This window comes from Paraclostridium dentum, assembly GCF_012922555.1.
Taxonomy (GTDB): Bacteria; Bacillota; Clostridia; order Peptostreptococcales; family Peptostreptococcaceae; genus Paraclostridium; species Paraclostridium dentum.
On record NZ_WIPK01000003.1, the window covers coordinates 97,374 to 116,221 of the forward strand.

At 30.5% G+C, this 18,848-nt stretch carries 19 protein-coding genes and 1 pseudogene; 16 read left to right on the forward strand and 4 right to left on the reverse strand.

Annotated features, from left to right (window positions below; genetic code table 11):
- Positions 1 to 16: 16 nt before the first annotated feature.
- Positions 17 to 268, reverse strand: coding sequence for a TIGR03905 family TSCPD domain-containing protein (locus GFJ41_RS08020; RefSeq protein WP_021430220.1), 252 nt, complete (start codon positions 266 to 268; stop codon positions 17 to 19).
- Between the two features lie 165 nt (positions 269 to 433).
- Between GFJ41_RS08020 and GFJ41_RS08025 the strand changes: the two genes are divergently transcribed.
- Positions 434 to 1,300: a YncE family protein gene (locus tag GFJ41_RS08025; RefSeq protein ID WP_053832094.1), complete on the forward strand. Its 867-nt coding sequence runs from the start codon at positions 434 to 436 to the stop codon at positions 1,298 to 1,300.
- A gap of 1 nt (position 1,301) precedes the next feature.
- On the opposite strand, the gene GFJ41_RS08030 is transcribed toward GFJ41_RS08025, so the two are convergent.
- The 3 genes from GFJ41_RS08030 to GFJ41_RS08040 form a co-directional block, all read right to left on the reverse strand.
- The gene (locus GFJ41_RS08030; RefSeq protein WP_021430274.1) at positions 1,302 to 1,838 is read right to left on the reverse strand and encodes a DUF4364 family protein; all 537 of its coding nucleotides are present in this window, start codon (positions 1,836 to 1,838) and stop codon (positions 1,302 to 1,304) included.
- A 178-nt stretch (positions 1,839 to 2,016) separates the two neighbouring features.
- Positions 2,017 to 2,214: an alpha/beta-type small acid-soluble spore protein gene (locus GFJ41_RS08035; protein ID WP_021430292.1), complete on the reverse strand. Its 198-nt coding sequence runs from the start codon at positions 2,212 to 2,214 to the stop codon at positions 2,017 to 2,019.
- Positions 2,215 to 2,328: 114 nt separating this feature from the next.
- On the reverse strand, positions 2,329 to 2,493 hold the full coding sequence (locus tag GFJ41_RS08040; RefSeq protein WP_021430201.1) for a hypothetical protein: 165 nt from the start codon (positions 2,491 to 2,493) through the stop codon (positions 2,329 to 2,331).
- Positions 2,494 to 2,616: 123 nt separating this feature from the next.
- Here GFJ41_RS08040 and GFJ41_RS08045 point away from each other — a divergent pair, with 123 nt between their 5' ends.
- The 15 genes and pseudogenes from GFJ41_RS08045 to hpt all read left to right on the forward strand — a co-directional run bounded on the left by GFJ41_RS08045 (position 2,617) and on the right by hpt (position 18,755).
- On the forward strand, positions 2,617 to 3,381 hold the full coding sequence (locus tag GFJ41_RS08045; protein WP_053832093.1) for a polysaccharide deacetylase family protein: 765 nt from the start codon (positions 2,617 to 2,619) through the stop codon (positions 3,379 to 3,381).
- A 137-nt stretch (positions 3,382 to 3,518) separates the two neighbouring features.
- Positions 3,519 to 5,288, forward strand: coding sequence for a sigma-54 dependent transcriptional regulator PrdR (gene prdR / locus GFJ41_RS08050; protein ID WP_170075053.1), 1,770 nt, complete (start codon positions 3,519 to 3,521; stop codon positions 5,286 to 5,288).
- A 334-nt stretch (positions 5,289 to 5,622) separates the two neighbouring features.
- Complete coding sequence (gene prdC, locus GFJ41_RS08055; RefSeq protein WP_206001526.1) at positions 5,623 to 6,909, forward strand: proline reductase-associated electron transfer protein PrdC; 1,287 nt, start codon at positions 5,623 to 5,625, stop codon at positions 6,907 to 6,909.
- A gap of 19 nt (positions 6,910 to 6,928) precedes the next feature.
- Positions 6,929 to 8,812 (forward strand): D-proline reductase (dithiol) proprotein PrdA, encoded by a 1,884-nt coding sequence (gene prdA, locus GFJ41_RS08060; protein ID WP_035117114.1) that lies wholly within the window; start codon positions 6,929 to 6,931, stop codon positions 8,810 to 8,812.
- Between the two features lie 37 nt (positions 8,813 to 8,849).
- Entirely contained in the window at positions 8,850 to 9,119 is a 270-nt protein-coding gene (locus GFJ41_RS08065) for a CBO2463/CBO2479 domain-containing protein (protein ID WP_021430161.1), read from the forward strand.
- Between the two features lie 16 nt (positions 9,120 to 9,135).
- Entirely contained in the window at positions 9,136 to 9,861 is a 726-nt protein-coding gene (gene prdB, locus GFJ41_RS08070; RefSeq protein ID WP_077175920.1) for a D-proline reductase (dithiol) protein PrdB, read from the forward strand.
- Positions 9,862 to 9,919: 58 nt separating this feature from the next.
- Positions 9,920 to 11,167, forward strand: a pseudogene (gene prdD / locus GFJ41_RS18710) (proline reductase cluster protein PrdD).
- Between the two features lie 19 nt (positions 11,168 to 11,186).
- The gene (locus GFJ41_RS08085; protein ID WP_021430157.1) at positions 11,187 to 12,194 is read left to right on the forward strand and encodes a proline racemase; all 1,008 of its coding nucleotides are present in this window, start codon (positions 11,187 to 11,189) and stop codon (positions 12,192 to 12,194) included.
- Positions 12,195 to 12,307: 113 nt separating this feature from the next.
- On the forward strand, positions 12,308 to 13,180 hold the full coding sequence (locus GFJ41_RS08090) for a sulfite exporter TauE/SafE family protein (RefSeq protein WP_021430298.1): 873 nt from the start codon (positions 12,308 to 12,310) through the stop codon (positions 13,178 to 13,180).
- A gap of 181 nt (positions 13,181 to 13,361) precedes the next feature.
- Entirely contained in the window at positions 13,362 to 13,997 is a 636-nt protein-coding gene (locus GFJ41_RS08095) for a single-stranded DNA-binding protein (protein WP_021430247.1), read from the forward strand.
- A gap of 139 nt (positions 13,998 to 14,136) precedes the next feature.
- A complete protein-coding gene (locus tag GFJ41_RS08100; protein WP_035117108.1) occupies positions 14,137 to 14,700 on the forward strand; it encodes a class I SAM-dependent methyltransferase in 564 nt (187 codons plus the stop codon).
- 45 nt (positions 14,701 to 14,745) lie between these two features.
- Positions 14,746 to 14,895: a hypothetical protein gene (locus GFJ41_RS08105; protein ID WP_021430147.1), complete on the forward strand. Its 150-nt coding sequence runs from the start codon at positions 14,746 to 14,748 to the stop codon at positions 14,893 to 14,895.
- Positions 14,888 to 16,663, forward strand: coding sequence for a sigma-54 interaction domain-containing protein (locus tag GFJ41_RS08110; protein WP_021430278.1), 1,776 nt, complete (start codon positions 14,888 to 14,890; stop codon positions 16,661 to 16,663). The genes GFJ41_RS08105 and GFJ41_RS08110 overlap by 8 nt, the downstream gene beginning before the upstream one ends.
- Before the next feature lie 174 nt (positions 16,664 to 16,837).
- Positions 16,838 to 18,139: an L-cysteine desulfidase family protein gene (locus GFJ41_RS08115; protein ID WP_170075055.1), complete on the forward strand. Its 1,302-nt coding sequence runs from the start codon at positions 16,838 to 16,840 to the stop codon at positions 18,137 to 18,139.
- A gap of 76 nt (positions 18,140 to 18,215) precedes the next feature.
- Complete coding sequence (gene hpt / locus GFJ41_RS08120) at positions 18,216 to 18,755, forward strand: hypoxanthine phosphoribosyltransferase (protein WP_021430311.1); 540 nt, start codon at positions 18,216 to 18,218, stop codon at positions 18,753 to 18,755.
- The last annotated feature ends 93 nt before the right edge of the window (positions 18,756 to 18,848 follow it).

Genomic DNA, 18,848 nt, shown 5'->3' on the forward strand with positions numbered 1-18,848 from the left:
TTACAAACTCTATTTTTTATTTTGATAATTGTTCACGTAAAGCTTTTGATAATTGATCAGGACAAGAAGTAGATTTTCCTCCACAAGTTATACCAGCTAATTTCTCTGCAACCTCATCAGCACGAGTTCCCTCTACAAGATGTTTAAGACCTAATAAGTTACCAGGACATCCACCAACGAAGTCTACACTTGTAACTATATTATTTTCATCGATATCAAACACCATTTCCTTACAACAAACCCCTGATGGTTTAAATGATACTTTCATTGTAAATACCTCCAAAAACATGATAAGTAAATAATATCAAATAATATAGATGAATATCAACAACTTTTTAATAAGTATAATTTCCTAGTTAGTAAAAAAAGTAATAAGACGAGCATTTTAAACAATATACTATGATAGTACATTTTATTGCGAGGAGGTTTTGTTTTGAAGCTATATACATCTAATTATTTATCACAAAGTTTAAGTGTAATAGATTATCAGACTCTTAAATTGGAAAAAGAAATAAATTTAGGGCCAGACATATATCCTCACCATTTTTGCATAGAAAAAGATAAAAACATAATGTATATACCAAGTTCGTTTGATGGAGTTCTTTATGTTTTAGATATTGGAAAAGAGAAAATAATAGATTCTGTATCTATAGGAGGAAATTTAAGCCAGGTTTCGCTTTGTAAAAATGAACTTTTTGTAGCTAATGAAGATTCGAATAGTATTTATGTATTGGATAAGGATAATCTGGAACCAATAGGGGTTATTAGCGTTGACAATATGCCTCATGGGTTTGCATATGATAAAGTAGATAATAAACTATATGTGCCTTGTATCGATTCTATTTTATGTATAGATATAGAAAAGAAAATAGTTGAACGAAAGGTCGATTTAGATTATAAAGCATGGCATATAAAAATAGATAAATATAAGGATATTATATATACATCTACATTAGATGGTAAGATAATTATTTTAGATAAAAAAAACTTAAATATATTAGATACAATAGGAAATTTTTTAATACCAGTTGAAATATGCGTAAATTATAAAAAAGAACATATATATATAGCAGACTTAGGATATAAAGCTATAAAAATATTAGACTATAAAACACATAAAGAAATTGGGTGTATAAAGATAAATGGAAATCCTCAAGGGTTAGAACTATCAAATGATAGTAAGTTTTTGTTTTTAACTGATACTTTTAATAATAGTGTTAAGATTTATGGAACGGATAAAAATGAGATTATAGATGAAATTAAGGTAGGAAAAGAGCCTACCACTATAGTTTTTGTGTAGGCTATTTTTTGTTTGTAATAAGTAGTTCTATTATTTCAGCATACATATACGATGCATTCTTTTTCCAATTGTCGCATATTAATTTTGCTTGTTTTTCGGAAGATACGTTTAAATTTAAATCTATTAAGTTTGATTGGTTTTCAATAACTCGTAGATTTACTATATATTCATTATCACTTTGCTTGACAAAGCTTGACTTTACTTGAGTATCTGCTAATAAGTTTTCTTTATTTAATTTTATATACTCATCTAGCTTCTCTGTAATTTGAGAAGGAATTCTAGATAAGAAGTAGTTTAGAGTCTCAATACCTTTTTGTGTTAAAGTGTAATACTCTCTATTTGAATCTTCATATATTTTTAAGAATTTGGCATCCATAAGTTGTGAAAGAAATTGCTGTAATGAGAAATAATTCATTACTTCCGTCTCAAGAATAACTTGTGTTATTTGAGAATTTGTTAAATCCATCTTAGCTTTTTCTAAAACATATAAGATTAATAACTTATGGTAAGCTAATTCTTCAGATGAGTTTTCAAACATAATATCATCCTCCGTATAATGTTTCTATATAACTACTATATTAAACTAAAACATATAAAAATAAAAGTAGAATTTAATATTTAAATATATGCACTTATATAAAAATTTTATTTATCTATGTAAAAAGGCTACCTTGTCAGGTAGCCTTCTTATGAATCCTAGGTGTCTAATTTACTACTTATTTTCCAGACATTTGTCTTTCTGCCATTTCTACTAGCTTTTTAGTCATGTATCCACCTACATATCCATTTTGTCTAGCAGTTAAGTTTCCTTTATCTACTGATTCATAGTTAGATAAACCTAACTCATTAGCTATTTCTAGCTTCATTTGATTTAATGCTGCTTTAGCTTCTGGAACGGCTTTTTTAGTTGACATAGTAAATTTCCTCCTTAAAGTTATAAGATGTCTCAACAAGTTTTTTCTAAAATCTTGTTGTTGGTATTAATTTAACCAATGCCCAAAATTATATTCACATTTTTAAAATTTTTTTTATTTAAATTTTTTATTTATTTTTATCTTTTTATCTTTTCTAATTCCTTCTTGAATTCCATGAGCTTCTCTTAAAAAATGTGTACTGTTTAATTTAACACTTTTGATTTCATTGTTTTCAGCTTTTCCTTTTAAAATTCCAAACTCACTTCTTAGATTAGTCATAAATACACCACCTTTTTTTAGATTACAATTAACTTTCCCAATTAATAAAATTAATTTAGTAGTAATTTTTTGAAAAAAATAAAAATAAACTTGTACTAGAGTATTTATAATTGGAGGGATGATATGAATAAGAAAATAACTGAAATTAAATCGTTGATATCTAGTTTCTTGTTTTTTGCTTTTACGCTTACGATTGTATTTGGGGTAGTGTATAGCGTAAGGTACATAGGGGAAAATATGTCAAATGAAAAAATGCCAATAAGTAAAGTGGAAACTGATGATAGAAAAATATCTTTAACTTTTGATATAGCATCTGGATCATCTAATATAGAAACTATATTGGATGTTTTAGATAAATATAATGTAAAAGCATCATTTTTTCTAGTTGGAAATTGGGTAGATGAAAATGAAAAAATAGTAAAAGAAATTAGTGAGCGTGGGCACGATATAGGAAACCATTCAAATTCACATGCTAATATGAAAGAAATAAGTGAATCAGATTTAAAAAATGAATTAAACACAACATCATCCAAAATAGAATCTATAACAGGAGAAAAGACAACGATGTATAGACCTCCTTTTGGAGAATTTGATAATAAAAGTTTAAAGGTTTGCGAAGATTTAGGATACACTGTAGTTAATTGGGATATAGATTCGTTTGACTGGAAGGAAATAGGGCCTAATTTTGTTACAGAGAAAGTTTTAAAGGGAGTTAAACCAGGATCTATAGTTTTATTTCATGGAGATATAAAAAATAGTGAACAATACTTAGAAAAAACAATATCAAAGTTAAAAGAAAAATATGAAATAGTTCCATTATCAAAGTTAATGTATAATGAAGGTTATGAAGTTGATTCAAATGGAATTCAAAAATTAAAAAGTAATTAGAAAAAAGTTATAGGCAAAAGCCTATAACTTTTTTCTAATTTTTTATTTTCTAAAAGGTATTTAAATAGAAAGTATTTTATGTAGAAGGTATATAGTATAATAGTACTTATAAAAATTTTCATTCTCAGGAGGTTATAATGTTTTCTGTACCAGAAACTAAAATAGTAAAAGATGTTATGGGAAAGAGTTTTGTCTTAGTTGATGAAAACATCACACTAGGACAAGCTATCGATTTGATTGTAAGTAAAAATGAAAGAGAAGTTATGGTTGATAATGGAAACGGCGGCATAAAAGGAATCGTATCATTAACGGATATATGCAATCTATCATTAAAACGTAAAGATTATAAAAATGAGTTAGTTAAAAATGCAATGAGTAAAAATCTAATAAGTATAAATAAAGATGCAAAGTTAGATGAATGCAGAAACATAATGATGAGAAATAACATAGGGGTACTACCAGTACTAGAAAATGAAAAGTTAATAGGGGTCGTAAATCAAAAACATATAAGAGATTTCTTATATATGGAGTTAGAAGATTACGGAATAACTGTTAAGCATATAATAGGTGAAATAAAAGAAGGAATATGTGCTATAAATACAGATGGAAAAGTTGTTCTTTGGAATAAGTTTATGGAAAATCGATATGGAATAAAGTCAGAAGAGATTGTTGGGAAATCCATGGAGAAGTATCTTAGTGGAACTATATCAGCTAGAGTTTTAAGAACTAAAACAAGAGAAAGTGGTATATACAAAAATAATGATAATGAAAATGATGTTTATGGAGTAGTTGATGCAAACCCTATATTTATAAATTCGGAATTTGTAGGAGTTGTATGTACAGAAGTAGATATAACAGAGGCACAAAAGCTTTCAAGAAAACTTGATAAGGCAAATGATAGATTAAAATACTTAGAGGATGAAGTAAAAAACTTATCAAAAGGAAGTTTTGATAATATATTAGGCAGAAGTTATAAATTAGAAAGAGCTAAGGAAGTGGCTAAAAGGGTTTCGAATACAAATAGTAGTATATTTATATTTGGAGAAAGTGGAACAGGTAAAGAAGTTTTTGCACGTGCTATACATGATTATAGTGAAAGAAAAGGGCCTTTTATACCTGTAAACTGTAGTGCCATACCATCAGAATTATTTGAGAGTGAATTTTTTGGATATGAAGCAGGGTCGTTTACCGGTGCAAATAAAAAAGGTAAAATGGGTATATTTGAACTAGCAAAGCACGGTACTGTATTTTTAGATGAGATAGCAGATTTACCATTAAGCATGCAGGCAAAACTATTAAGAGTATTACAAGAAAAAGAAGTAAGAAGAATAGGTGGAGAAAAAACTATAAAAATAGACGCTAGAATTATATCTGCAACTAATAAAAATTTACAAAATTTAGTTGGAGAAGGTAAGTTTAGAGAAGATTTATATTATAGATTAAATGTAGTAGAAATAGATTTACCACCATTAAGAGAAAGAAAAGAAGATATATTACTTTTAGTTAATAAATTTATAAAAGAGATATGTGAAGAAAACAATAGAGAACCACTAAAAATAAGTAAAGAAGCTATGGATATATTACAAAGATATACGTGGAAAGGTAATATAAGAGAATTAAAAAACACAATAGAAAATATAGTAGTGTTATCTACTGGAGATATAATAGATAAAGATGATATACCTGTTTATATAGTTGAATCTAGTCAACATATAAGCGTAGATGAAGAATATCCATTAGACCTTAATAAAGCTATAAGCAAATTAGAGGTAAAAACTATAAAGGTTGCACTAAGCATGACTAATGGAAATAAAGCAAAAGCAGCTAAAATACTTAATATACCAAGAACAACTCTTTATTATAAGATTGAACAGTACGACATAGAGGTGACGAAAAATAGACATTAGACGAAAAACTGACATTTATAACGTTTTCAATTTGAAATAGGGAAGTTAGGGGGATGTGATAAAAATAACTATAAAAAAATTAAAATGAAACCTTAAAAGTGTCGAAAATATGACGCTTATTCTCGGGAAAACGTAATTTGTCGTTGTAATTTGATGAAATTTGGTATAAAATATATGTAGATATTGAAGAGAAATGTGAAAAACGTGTCGAAAAATGATATTTTATAAACAAATACGACAAAAACTTTAAAAAAATAATTAAAATAAAATATTTGGCACGGTAATTGCTAATAATAAAATGGTGTAAAATAAAATTAGTCAGGGGGTGAAATCTATGATGCTTAAAATAGAATTAAGACAGCATGTAGGTGCGCCATGTAAACCTATAGTTGAGGTTGGAAGCGAAGTTAAAAAAGGACAACTTATAGCTGAGCCACAAGGATTAGGAGCAAATATACATTCAAGTGTTTATGGTAAAGTTGTTGAAGTTACAGAAAGTTCTATAATAATAGAGGCTTCTGAGAATCAACCTGATGAGTATGTAAAAATAAAAGATACAGAAAGTAACTTAGACGCTATAAAAGAAGCTGGTATAGTTGGTGCAGGAGGAGCTGGTTTCCCTACACATGTAAAACTTAATGTAGATCTTACAGGAGGATGTATCATAGCAAATGCTGCAGAATGTGAGCCAGTACTTGGTCACAATGTGGAGTTAATGGAAAATAATCCAGAGATAATAATTAAAGGATTAAAATACATGCTTGATATAACTAAAGCTGATAAAGCTTATATAGCTGTAAAGCCGAAGTACAAAAAAGCCATAATGGCATTAGGAAAAGCTTGTAAGAATGAAGCAAACATAGAATTAAAATATTTACCAGATATGTACCCAGCTGGTGACGAGAGGGTTATAATAAGAGAATTATTAGGAATAACTCTTGTTCCAGGACAACTTCCAATAGAAGCGAAAACTGTAGTTTCTAATGTTGAAACTATAAAACGTATAGTAGAAGCTATAGAAGAAAGAAAACCTTTTATAACTAAAGACATAACTGTTGGAGGAAGAGTAAAAGGTGCAGAGAACAAAGGCAAAGTATTTATGGATGTTCCTATAGGAATGCCTATAATAACATATATAGAAAAATGTGGAGGATTCATTGCACCATATGGAGAAATAGTACTTGGAGGTCCTTTCACTGGAAGACACGGTGAAGAAGAAAGTCCAGTTACTAAAACTCTAGGAGGTATATTAGTATCTATGCCACTTCCACAAGAAAGCAAGAAATTAGGAATAATAGCTTGTGAATGTGGAGCTCAAGAAGAAAGATTAAAACAAATAGCATCTTTAATGGGTGCTGAAGTTGTAGCAGAAGAAAAATGTAAAAGAATGACTGAGGTAAATGGTAGATTTAGATGTGATTTACCAGGTATATGCCCAGGTCAAGCAGAAAAAGTGCTTAAGTTAAAGAGTCAAGGAGCTGAAGCTGTATTAATAGGTAACTGCGAGGACTGAACAAACACAGTTATGCAAGTGGCGCCTAGGTTAGGTTTGCCTGTATACCATAGTACAGACCATGTATTAAGAGCTTCGGGACATAGATTATATAGAAGAAAAAAATAATGCTAGGAGGTATTAGAAAATGTCAATAACTGTAGAAACAGCTAAAGCTCATGCTAAAGATCCAGCGGTATGCTGCTGTAGATTTGAAGCTGGGACTGTACTAGAACCATCAAATTTAGAAGATCCAGCAATATTCGCTGACTTAGAGGATTCAGGATTATTAACAATAGCAGATGATTGTTTAACAATAGAGCAAGTTTTAGGAGCTAAATTATTAAAAACTTTAGATGCTTTAACTCCAATAACTGCTGACTGTGTAGAAGGTGTAGTAGCAGTAGCTGAAGAGGCTAAAGAAGAAGTTAAGGAAGAAGTTAAAGAAGTAGCACCAGTAGCTTCAGTAGCTCCAGTATCTCAAATAGCTCCAGTAAATGGACAAACTATAAAGATACATATAGGTGAAGGTAGAGATATAAACTTAGAAATACCTTTAAATGTAGCTCAAGGAATGGGTGTAGCACCAGTTGCTCCTGTAGCTGTAGCAGAAAATGCAGAAGCTGTAGAAGTTAAAGCTGAGCCAGTTCAAGAAGCTAAAGCAATAAGAAGCTTAACTAAAAAACATTTTAAAATAGAAAAAGTAGTTTTCGCTGAAGAAACTAAAATAGATGGAACTACTTTATACTTAAGAACTCCAGAAGAATTAACTAAAGAAGCTGTAAATTCAGAAGAATTAGTTGTTGATATGAAGTTAGAAATAATAACTCCAGCTGAATACAACAAATACAGTGAAACTATAATGGACGTTCAACCTATAGCGACTAAAGAAGAAGGAGATATAGGAGAAGGTGTAACAAGAGTTATAGATGGAGTTATAATGATGGTAACTGGTACTGATGAAAACGGAGTTCAAATAGGTGAATTCGGTTCTTCAGAAGGTGTATTAGAAACTAACATAATGTGGGGAAGACCAGGTGCTCCTGATAAAGGTGATATATTCATCAAAACTCAAGTAACAGTTAAAGCTGGTACTAACATGGAAAGACCAGGACCATTAGCTGCTCACTGTGCATCTGATTATATAACTCAAGAAATAAGAGAAGCATTAAAGAAAGCTGAAGAGTCTTTAGTAGTTGATACTGAAGAATTAACTCAATATAGAAGACCTGGTAAGAAAAAGGTTGTTGTAGTTAAAGAGATAATGGGACAAGGGGCAATGCATGATAACTTAATATTACCTGTTGAGCCAGTTGGAACATTAGGAGCTAAACCAAACGTTGACTTAGGAAACGTTCCAGTAGTATTATCTCCACTTGAAGTATTAGATGGTGGTATACATGCATTAACTTGTATAGGACCTGCATCTAAAGAAAACTCTAGACATTACTGGAGAGAGCCATTAGTAATAGAAGCTATGCATGATGAAGAAATAGATTTAGTAGGTGTTATATTTGTAGGATCTCCACAAGTAAATGCTGAGAAATTCTATGTATCTAAGAGATTAGGTATGATGATAGAAGCTATGGGTGTTGATGGTGCTATAGTAACAACTGAAGGATTCGGAAACAACCATATAGATTTCGCTTCTCATATAGAGCAAATAGGTAAGAGAGATGTAGCTGTAGTAGGTGTAAGTTTCTCTGCTGTTCAAGGTGCTCTAGTTGTTGGTAATGAATACATGAAATACATGATAGACAACAACAAGTCTAAACAAGGTATAGAAAATGAAGTATTATCAAACAATACATTATGCCCAGAAGATGCTGTAAGATCTTTAGCAATGTTAAAGACAGTAATGGGTGGAGAAGAAGTTAAAGCCGCTGAAAGAAAATGGAATGCTAACGTTAAATTAAATAACGTTGAATTAATAGAAAAAGAAACTGGTAAGAAGTTAGAACTTGTTGAAAACGAGCAAACTTTACCAATGAGTGAAAAAAGAAAGAATATATACGAAAAAGACGCTAAATAGTAAAAGACGTTAATAGGTTATGGAAGGATGAAATATTATGGATAGATTAAAATATATATCAACTGAAAGAATGTATGAAGGAGTTATAGTAGATATCACTGACGGTGGAGTTACTATAGACTTAAAAGGCAGATTAGGCCAATTTAAAATACCGAAAAGAATGCTTATAACTGATTATGAGCTTAAGCTTGGTCTTGAGGTTGGGTTTATGTTAAGTTATCCAGAAGTACTAAGTCCGGAACCTAATCAAAAGTATGTAGATATAATCGAAAGAAATAAAAAAAATAAAGAAGAATTAGAGAAATAGAAGGGAGAGAAAAACTATGAGCCTTACAACAATAAAAGGACTTCAATCTGAAATATTTGTACCAATAACACCTCCTCCTGTTTGGACTCCTGTAACTAAAGAACTAAAGGATATGACTATAGCTTTAGCTACAGCGTCAGGTGTACATTTAAAAGCTGATAAGAGATTCAACCTAGCAGGTGACTTTACATTTAGAGAAATACCAGACACAGCAACTACTGATGAGATGATGGTATCTCACGGAGGATATGATAACGCTGATGTTAACAAAGATATAAACTGTATGTTCCCTATAGACAGACTACATGAATTAGCTAAAGAAGGATTTATAAAATCTGTAGCTCCAGTTCATATAGGATTCATGGGTGGTGGTGGAGACCAAACTAAATTCACTGAAGAAACTGGTCCTGAAATCGCTAAAAGATTAAAAGATGAGGGAGTAGACGGTGTAGTTCTAACAGCTGGCTGAGGTACTTGCCATAGAACTGCCGTGATCGTGCAGAGAGCAATAGAAGAAGCTGGTATACCAACTATAATAATAGCAGCTCTTCCTCCAGTAGTTAGACAAAACGGAACTCCAAGAGCAGTTGCTCCACTAGTTCCAATGGGTGCTAATGCTGGTGAACCAAACAATAAAGAAATGCAAATGCATATATTAAGAGATACTTTAGAGCAATTAATAGCTATACCATCTGCTGGTAAGATAATTCAATTACCATACGAGTATGTAGCTCAAGTATAATAGATAACACAGCCCTTCCCTAGCAATAGAGAAGGGCTTATATAAAAAGGTGATATAAATGGAAGAGAAAATACTTAGACGTTTGGTAATTAAACCATTTCATATAAATAATGTTGAATTCAATGAAAAGTTCTCAATAAAAAAAGGTACACTATCCATAAACAATGACTACATAAATGAAATTAAAAATTCACATGAATTAATAACAGACATAAAATTAGATATAATCAAACCAGGAGATTATAACAAGGAAATTAATACTATCATGGATATAATCCCTATATCTACTAAAGTTTTAGGTAGATTAGGTGAAGGAATAACACACACTTTAACAGGTGTTTATGTTATGCTTACTGGTGTTGATGAAGATGGAAGACAAATGCATGAATTTGGATCTTCAGAAGGTATACTTTCTGAGCAAATGGTGTTTGGAAGATATGGTACTCCATCTACTAATGATTACATAATTCATTTTGATGTTACAGTTAAAGGTGGGTTGCCATATGAGAGAAAACTTCCGATGATGACATTTAAGGCATGTGATACTTTTATACAAGGTATAAGAAATGTTTTAAAACAGCAAGACGGAAGAGATGCTACAGAAATTCGTGAATATTTTGACAAAATTAGACCTGACGCTAAAAAAGTTGTAATAGTAAAACAAATAGCAGGTCAGGGTGCAATGTATGACAATCAATTATTTTCTCATGAACCAAGTGGTTTAGAGGGAGGTACATCCATTATTGATATGGGAAATGTACCGATGATAATATCACCTAATGAATACAGAGATGGCGCCTTGAGAGCTATGACTTAATGAGGTGAGATAATGGGTATAGGACCATCAACTAAAGAAACATCATTACATCACTTTAGAGATCCGCTTCTTGATATAGTTAGTAATGACAAAGACATAGATCTTCTGGGGATAGTAGTAGTAGGAACACCTCAGGACAACAAAGAAAAAGAATTTGTTGGACAAAGAACAGCTGCATGGCTAGAAGCTATGAGAGCAGATGGTGTTATAATTTCATGTGATGGGTGGGGAAACTCACACGTAGATTATGCTAATACTATTGAAGAAATAGGAAAAAGAGAGATCCCGGTAGTTGGACTTACATTTAATGGAACACAAGCTAAGTTTGTAGTTACAAATAAATATATGGACACAATAGTAGATTTTAATAAATCAGACAAGGGGATAGAAACAGAAGTTGTCGGAGAGAACACTGTAAGCGAGTTAGACGCAAAAAAATCATTAGCCTTATTAAAATTAAAAATGCAAAGAAATAATAAAAAAAAATAATAATATAGGGGGCCGTAAAATGAAATTTTCAAGAAGTATACAAGCGATAGATTCTCATACAATGGGAGAACCAACAAGAATAGTAACAGGTGGAATACCTAATATAAAAGGAAAGACTATGGCTGAGAAAAAAGCGTTTTTAGAAAATAATCTAGACCACTTAAGAACAGCTATAATGTTAGAGCCAAGAGGACATAATGATATGTTCGGTTCTATAATAACTCAACCTTGCAACGATGAAGCAGATTTCGGAATAATCTTCATGGATGGTGGAGGATACCTAAACATGTGTGGACATGGTTCAATAGGAGCTGTAACAGCTGCAATTGAAACTGGTATGGTAGAAATGAAAGAGCCTACAACTCATGTAGTTATGGATACTCCAGCAGGAATAGTAAGAGCAGATGCTAAAGTTGAAAACGGAAGAGTTCAAGAAGTTTCTATAGTAAACGTACCTGCATTCTTATACAAAAAAGATGTACAAATAGAAATGCCTGAAATCGGAACTGTAACTTTCGATATATCTTTCGGAGGAAGTTTCTTTGCTATAGTTAAAGCTAGTGAGTTAGGGTTAAAAGTTGAGCCAAAGAATGCTCAAAAACTAACTGAAATAGGTTTAAAAATGAGAGATATAATAAACGAAACTATAGAAATACAACATCCAGAGTTATCTCATATAAAAACTGTTGACTTAGTTGAAATATATGACGATCCAACTCATCCAGAAGCTACTTACAAAAACGTAGTTATATTTGGACAAGGACAAGTAGATAGATCTCCATGTGGAACAGGAACAAGTGCTAAGCTTGCAACTTTATACTCTAAAGGAGAATTAAAAGAAGGCGAATTATTCGTATATGAAAGTATATTAGGAACTCTATTCAAAGGAAGAATAGTTGGTGTTGATAAAGTAGCTGATTATGAAGCAATAATACCTGAAATAACAGGAGCTGCGTATATAACAGGATTCAACCATTTCGTAATAGATGATAATGATCCAGTAAAATATGGATTTATACTAAAGTAAGAAAATAACTGTATAAATTCTAATTAAAATATGATTAAATACTACTAGTAGTATTTAATCATATTTCTATGTAAGACACTTTTTAGTAAAATCATTAGGAGGAATTATTTGAGATGTTAAATTTAGTAAGAGTATTATTAGCAGCTTTTGTTTCATTATTCGGTTTTAACTTCATCAAGGACTTATCAAAAGCTAAAGCATCTAACGGGTTTGAAGATGTACCAGCTTGGAAGCCTTTAGCAACAGGTTTTGTAACTGACTTCTTCGATACTTTAGGAATAGGTTCATTTGCGCCAACAGTAGCAATGATGAATGCTCTAAAAATTAATATACCTGACAAGTTAATACCAGGTACGCTAAACGTATGTCATACAATACCAGTTGTATTTGAAGCGTTTATATTTACGACAGTTATAAAGGTTGATTCAATAACTTTAATAAGTTTATTAGGAGCAGCAGTTGTAGGATCTTATGTAGGTGCAGGAATTATATCTAAGATGGATGAAAGAAAAATCCAAATAGTTATGGGATTCGCACTAGTTGTAACAGCTATATTAATGTTATTAGCTCAATTAGGATTAATGCCTGGTGGAGGAAATGCAACAGGATTAACTGGAGCTAAACTTGTTATAGGGGTAGTAGGTAACTTTATATTAGGAGCATTAATGACTGCTGGAGTTGGACTATATTCTCCTTGTATGGCAATGGTCTATTTCTTAGGAATGTCACCAACTGTAGCATTCCCTATTATGATGGGATCTTGCGCTCTATTAATGCCAACAGCAAGTGTTAAATTTATAAAAGAAGGAACATATGCTAAGAAAACTTCTCTATTTATAACAATAGGTGGAGTTATAGGGGTATTTATAGCAGCTAACTTTGTTAGCTCAATGCCTATGGATATATTAAGATGGGTAGTAATAATTGTAATAGCATATACTTCAGTAACTATGTTAAAAAAAGCATTTGCTAAGCAAACAGCTTAATAAATTAATGAGATAAGACTATACCGTATTTAAAAATACGGTATATTTTTTATTTTTTGAAATTTAAAGCTTTTAATCAAATTTATTTTATTAAAGGTGTAATAAAAATGGCCATGCAGAAATATATTTATTATATAGATTTTAAGATAAAATATGGTTTAACAATTGTGGGGGGAATAAAATGATAAATTTAAAAGAAGATACTAACATAGTAAATTTAAGAGGAGAACTTGAAGAGGAATTGACATTTAGCCATGAAATATTTGGGGAAAAATTTTATAGTGCAAGGATAAAAATACATAGATTAAGCGATACATATGATGTTTTACCTATAACTATATCAGAAAGATTATTAGAAGAAGTAAATTTAAATGAAAATAACTTAGTTGACCTAGTTGGCCAGTTAAGATCTTATAATAAAAATATAGATAATAAAAATAAATTAGTTCTCACTGTATTTGCAAGAGAAATAAAAGTTGTTGATGGAGAAGCTAAAGATCCAAACAATATTTTCCTTGATGGATATATATGTAAAGATCCAATATACAGAAAAACTCCATTAGGAAGAGAAATAGCAGACTTACTAGTTGCTATAAATAGACCATATAATAAATCTGATTACATACCATCTATAGTATGGGGTAGAAATGCTAAATTTGCAAAAAATTTAAAAGTTGGAGATAGAATCCAAATGTGGGGTAGAGTGCAAAGTAGAGACTACGAAAAGAAACTTGAAAATGGAGAAATAGAGAAAAGAGTTGCATATGAAGTCTCTATTTCTAAAATAAAAAAATTGGATGAAAATAATATAAATTAACATAGAAAGTCAAGGAAAACATTATTAAAAAAATAATTTTAAAATACTTCAAAATGGTTATTGAATAGTTGCTTGGGATTTATTATAATCTATTCTATGATGTAAAAAATGATAATAAATCCAAAAGAGGGGGAGCACTGTGAAAAGCGTAGTACAATGGAGTTATGAAGCAAATTATTTTGCACAGGATACCGTAGAAGATATATTAAATGTAATTAAATATGAAATGGGAGAAAGAATCCTATTGGTAGGAAATATAGGTACCCTAGGCAAGAGGTTAAGGATGCTTGGAGCCAATGTAACTATACTTGAAGATAGTGCATACCAAGATATCTGCTATTCATTAATTCATAATGAAAACTGCAGTGTTGTTAAAGGTTGTTTAGAATTATTACCATTTGAAGATGGATTTTTCGATAAAGTAATAGTACTAAATCAATTTAATTACACTCATAACCAAAAGAAAGCATTGAAAGAAATTTATAGAGTGTTAAAATTAAGAGGAGAGGTTGTATTACAAGACTCTAATCTACACAAATTTAAAGTAAAACTTAAAAAGTTTAAGCATAGAGTATGTGGAGAACGTATAAAATACTACTACCCACATGAACTTATAAAGACATTAGAACATTCAAAATTTAAAGGAATATTAGAAAATAAAGACTGTGAAAAGTATATTTATATAGGAATGAAGAATGATTAAAAAGACTGGGGTTAAACCTAGTCTTTTCTTGTAGGAGGAAATTTTATGAAAATACATTATAATGTGATAATTATCTGTATGTTGTTTGTAATCTTAGTATCAATACAGTATACTTTAAATAAAATATACAAAACTCTCAATGAAATTAAAGTACTTATGTACAAAGATAAACTAAGGGATGGGAAGTATGATTAATTTAAACTTTATAAGAAAAGATATACAAAACATAGCGGAAGCTATATCGTCTGTTTTAGAAATTGATGTAACAATAGTAGATTCGAGTTTAGTTAGAATAGCGGGTACCGGAACTTATTTTCATAAAATAGGACAACAATTAGAAGAATACTCAGCATTTAAATATTCTTTAACTACTAAAAAAGAATTAATAATAGAAGATCCAAAGAGTAATGAGATATGCAATGAATGTTATACTCGTGAAGTTTGTAAAGAGTTTGCGGAGGTATGCTGTCCTATAGTATATGATGATAAGTCTTATGGTGTAATTGGACTTATAGCTTTTACTAAAGAGCAAGCCGATGTAATTAAATTTAGAAAAGATGATTTAATGAACTTCTTGCATAAAATGGCAGATTTAATATCAAGTAAGTTAAAAGCAGAAATAAAAACTTATGAGGTAGAGTTAGAAAAGAAAAAGCTAAAAACATTATTAGATAATATGGATAAAGCAGTTGTGTCATTAGATAAAGACGCGAATATAGAAAAGTACAATTTGAAATTCAAAGAAATTTTTGAAGTTAAAGGCAATATAATAGGAAGCTTTATAGGCGATGTATTAAACTTTGCGAAAGACAACAATTTCAATAATATAAATAATGATAAATCTTGTAGCTTTACATATAGAGGAGCAAAGAAGGAATTTAAAGGGATATATAATATAAAGCCGATTATTTTAAATGAAGAATTAAAAGGATATGTATTGGATTTTATAGATAAAGTAGATGCTATAAAAAACTATAACAAGATAAGTAATGATCATAAGATATATTTAGAAAATATAATAGGAAGTAGCTATGCTATAAATAAATCAAAAGAAGAAGCGTTGATGGCATCTAAAACTAATTCTACAGTTTTAATAACTGGAGAGAGTGGTACAGGAAAAGAATTATTTGCAAGAGCTATACATAATCACAGTTGTAGAGCAGGAAATCCTTTTATAGCTATAAACTGTGCAGCTATTCCAGATAACTTACTAGAAAGTGAATTATTTGGATATGAAGAAGGTGCATTTACAGGAGCTAAAAAAGGTGGAAGTTTAGGTAAATTTGAATTAGCTGATAAAGGTAGTATTTTCCTTGATGAAATAGGTGATATGAGCTTACATTTACAAGCAAAATTACTTAGAGTATTACAAGAAAAAGAAGTTGATAAAATAGGGGCTAAACACAATGTATCGATTGATGTAAGAATAATAGCGGCTACTAATAAAGACTTAGAGCATATGGTCAGAAAAGGCACATTTAGAGAGGATTTATACTATCGACTAAATGTTATACCTGTAGTTCTTCCAACTTTAAGACAAAGAAAAAATGATATACACTTACTAATTGAATATATGATGAAAGAATATTCTAATAAGCTAGATAAAAATGTACAAGATATAGATTTACAAGCATTAGAATATTTATGTGAATATAGTTGGCCAGGAAACATTAGAGAACTACAAAATGTTATAGAATATAGTGTTAATAGATGCGAAGGTAAGATTATAACATTAGATAATTTACCTAACAGAATAAAACGTGCAAATTCAAATGAAGATCAAATTATAGAGTCTAATGAAAACATAAAAACTTTAGACGAGCTTGAAAAGAAAGAAATAATAAAAGCATTAGAAAAATATAAAGATTATAAAAAAGATAAGGATTTAGCTGCAAAAGCTTTAGGGATATCTAGAGCTACCTTATATAGAAAAATAGAAAGATATAAAATAGTCTCAAAATGATACTTAATATCATTTTGAGACTATTTTTTTTCGAAATGAGATTAGAATGATAAAAAATTATTTTTATAAATTATAAATAAAGCGATTTCAAGGGTTTGAAAAATAATAAAAGTTGGCATAGTTCTTGCTTTATAAATAAGACATAAATATTATAGCTATCAGGAGGAAAACACAATGAAAAATTTACAAACAAAATTAGTTAATATATTAAATGCAGAAGTTAAACCAGCTTTAGGGTGTACAGAACCAGTAGCAGTAGCATTAGCTTGTGCTAAAGCAAAAGAAACTTTAGGTGAAGAAGTAGTAAAATGTACAATAGGTCTTAGCCCTAACGTATACAAAAACGGTATGTGTGTAGGTATACCAGGAACTGAAAGATTAGGATTAAAAATATCTGCAGCAATGGGACTTATAGGTGGAAAATCAGAAAACGGATTAAGAGTTTTAGAAACATTAACAAAAGAAGATGTTAAAGTTGCAGAAGACTTCATGGATAACAACGATATAAACATATCACCAATAGATACAGAAGAAAAAGTTTATATAGAAGTTGAATTAGAAGGTAAAAACAACACTGCTAAAGTTGTTATAAGAACTAAGCATGACAACATAGTATTTGTTGAAAAAAATGAAGATGTATTAGTAAGTGAAGAAGTAGTTGAAGTTGCAACTACAGCAGAACCTAAAGAAAATATATTAGATACTATAACAATAAAAGAAATAGTAGAAGCTATGGAAACTGTAGATTTTGAAGACATAAAATTCTTATTAGATGGAATAACTATGAATGAAGAGATAGCTAAGTACGGATTAAATGAAAAAGTAGGAGTAGGTGTAGGGTTCGGTATAAAGAAATCTATTGAATCAGGATTATTAGGTGATGACTTAATGAACTACACAATGATGATAACAGCAGCTGCATCTGATGCAAGAATGGCTGGAGTTAAATTACCAGTTATGAGTTCTAACGGAAGTGGAAACCACGGTATAACTGCTATACTTCCAATAGTTGCATACAACGATAAATTCCCTCAAAGCGAAGATAAATTAGCTAGATCATTAGCAATATCTCACTTATTAACTGCATACGTTAAAAACTACACAGGAAGATTATCTGCAGTATGTGGATGTGGAGTTGCAGCAAGTATAGGAGCTACATCAGGATTATCTTGGTTAATGGGTTGTAATGAAACTCAAATAGAAGGTGCTATAGAAAATATGGTAGCTAACTTAAGTGGTATGATATGTGATGGAGCTAAGGCTGGATGTGCATTAAAACTTGCATCAGCAGCATCAGCAGCAGTACAAAGTGCTATAATAGCTAAACAAGACTGTATAGTACCTCCAATGAACGGAATAGTAGGAACTGGAGCAGAGCAAAGTATACAAAACTTAGGAAGAGTAAGTGATAAGGGAATGACTACAACTGATAAGGTTATAATAAGAGTAATGGACGACATGAACAAAGCTAACTAATATTGTATTTACCCCGTTGCAAAATTGGTAAATCTCCTATAAAATAGATATACTATAACATTTCGGAGGTTGTAACATGGATATAGAAACTAAAAAATGGGAAGTATTATGCTCAGAAGAACAAATACAAGAAAGATTAAAAGAATTAGGAGCACAAATATCTAAGGATTATGAAGGAAAGAAATTAATGGTAATATCACTATTAAAAGGAAGCTTCATATTCTGCGCAGATTTAGTAAGAAACATAACAGTACCTGTTAAAATCGGATTTATGACTACTTCAAGCTACGGGCATGGAGAAAGCAGTACTGGTCAAGTTAACATGGTAGCAGATATAAGTGATGATATAGAAGGATATGATGTTTTAGTTGTAGATGATATAACAGATACAGCTCTTACAATGAACTTTGTTATGGGGCACCTAAAAACTAAGAACCCTGCTAGTATAAAATGTTGTGTTCTTTTAGATAAACCAAGTAGAAGAAAAGTGGAATTAGTTCCTAACTACTGTGGATTTGAAATAGAAGATAAATTTGTTGTAGGATACGGATTAAACTTCGGAGACTACTACAGAAACATACCTTACGTATTTAACGTTACTGACGAAGATAGATAATAAAAAGATTGGGATTTTCCCAATCTTTTTTTACGCTTAAATAAATTATATTAAACAAGGCATTAATAACAATAGTTTTAAAAAAGTTAGGCA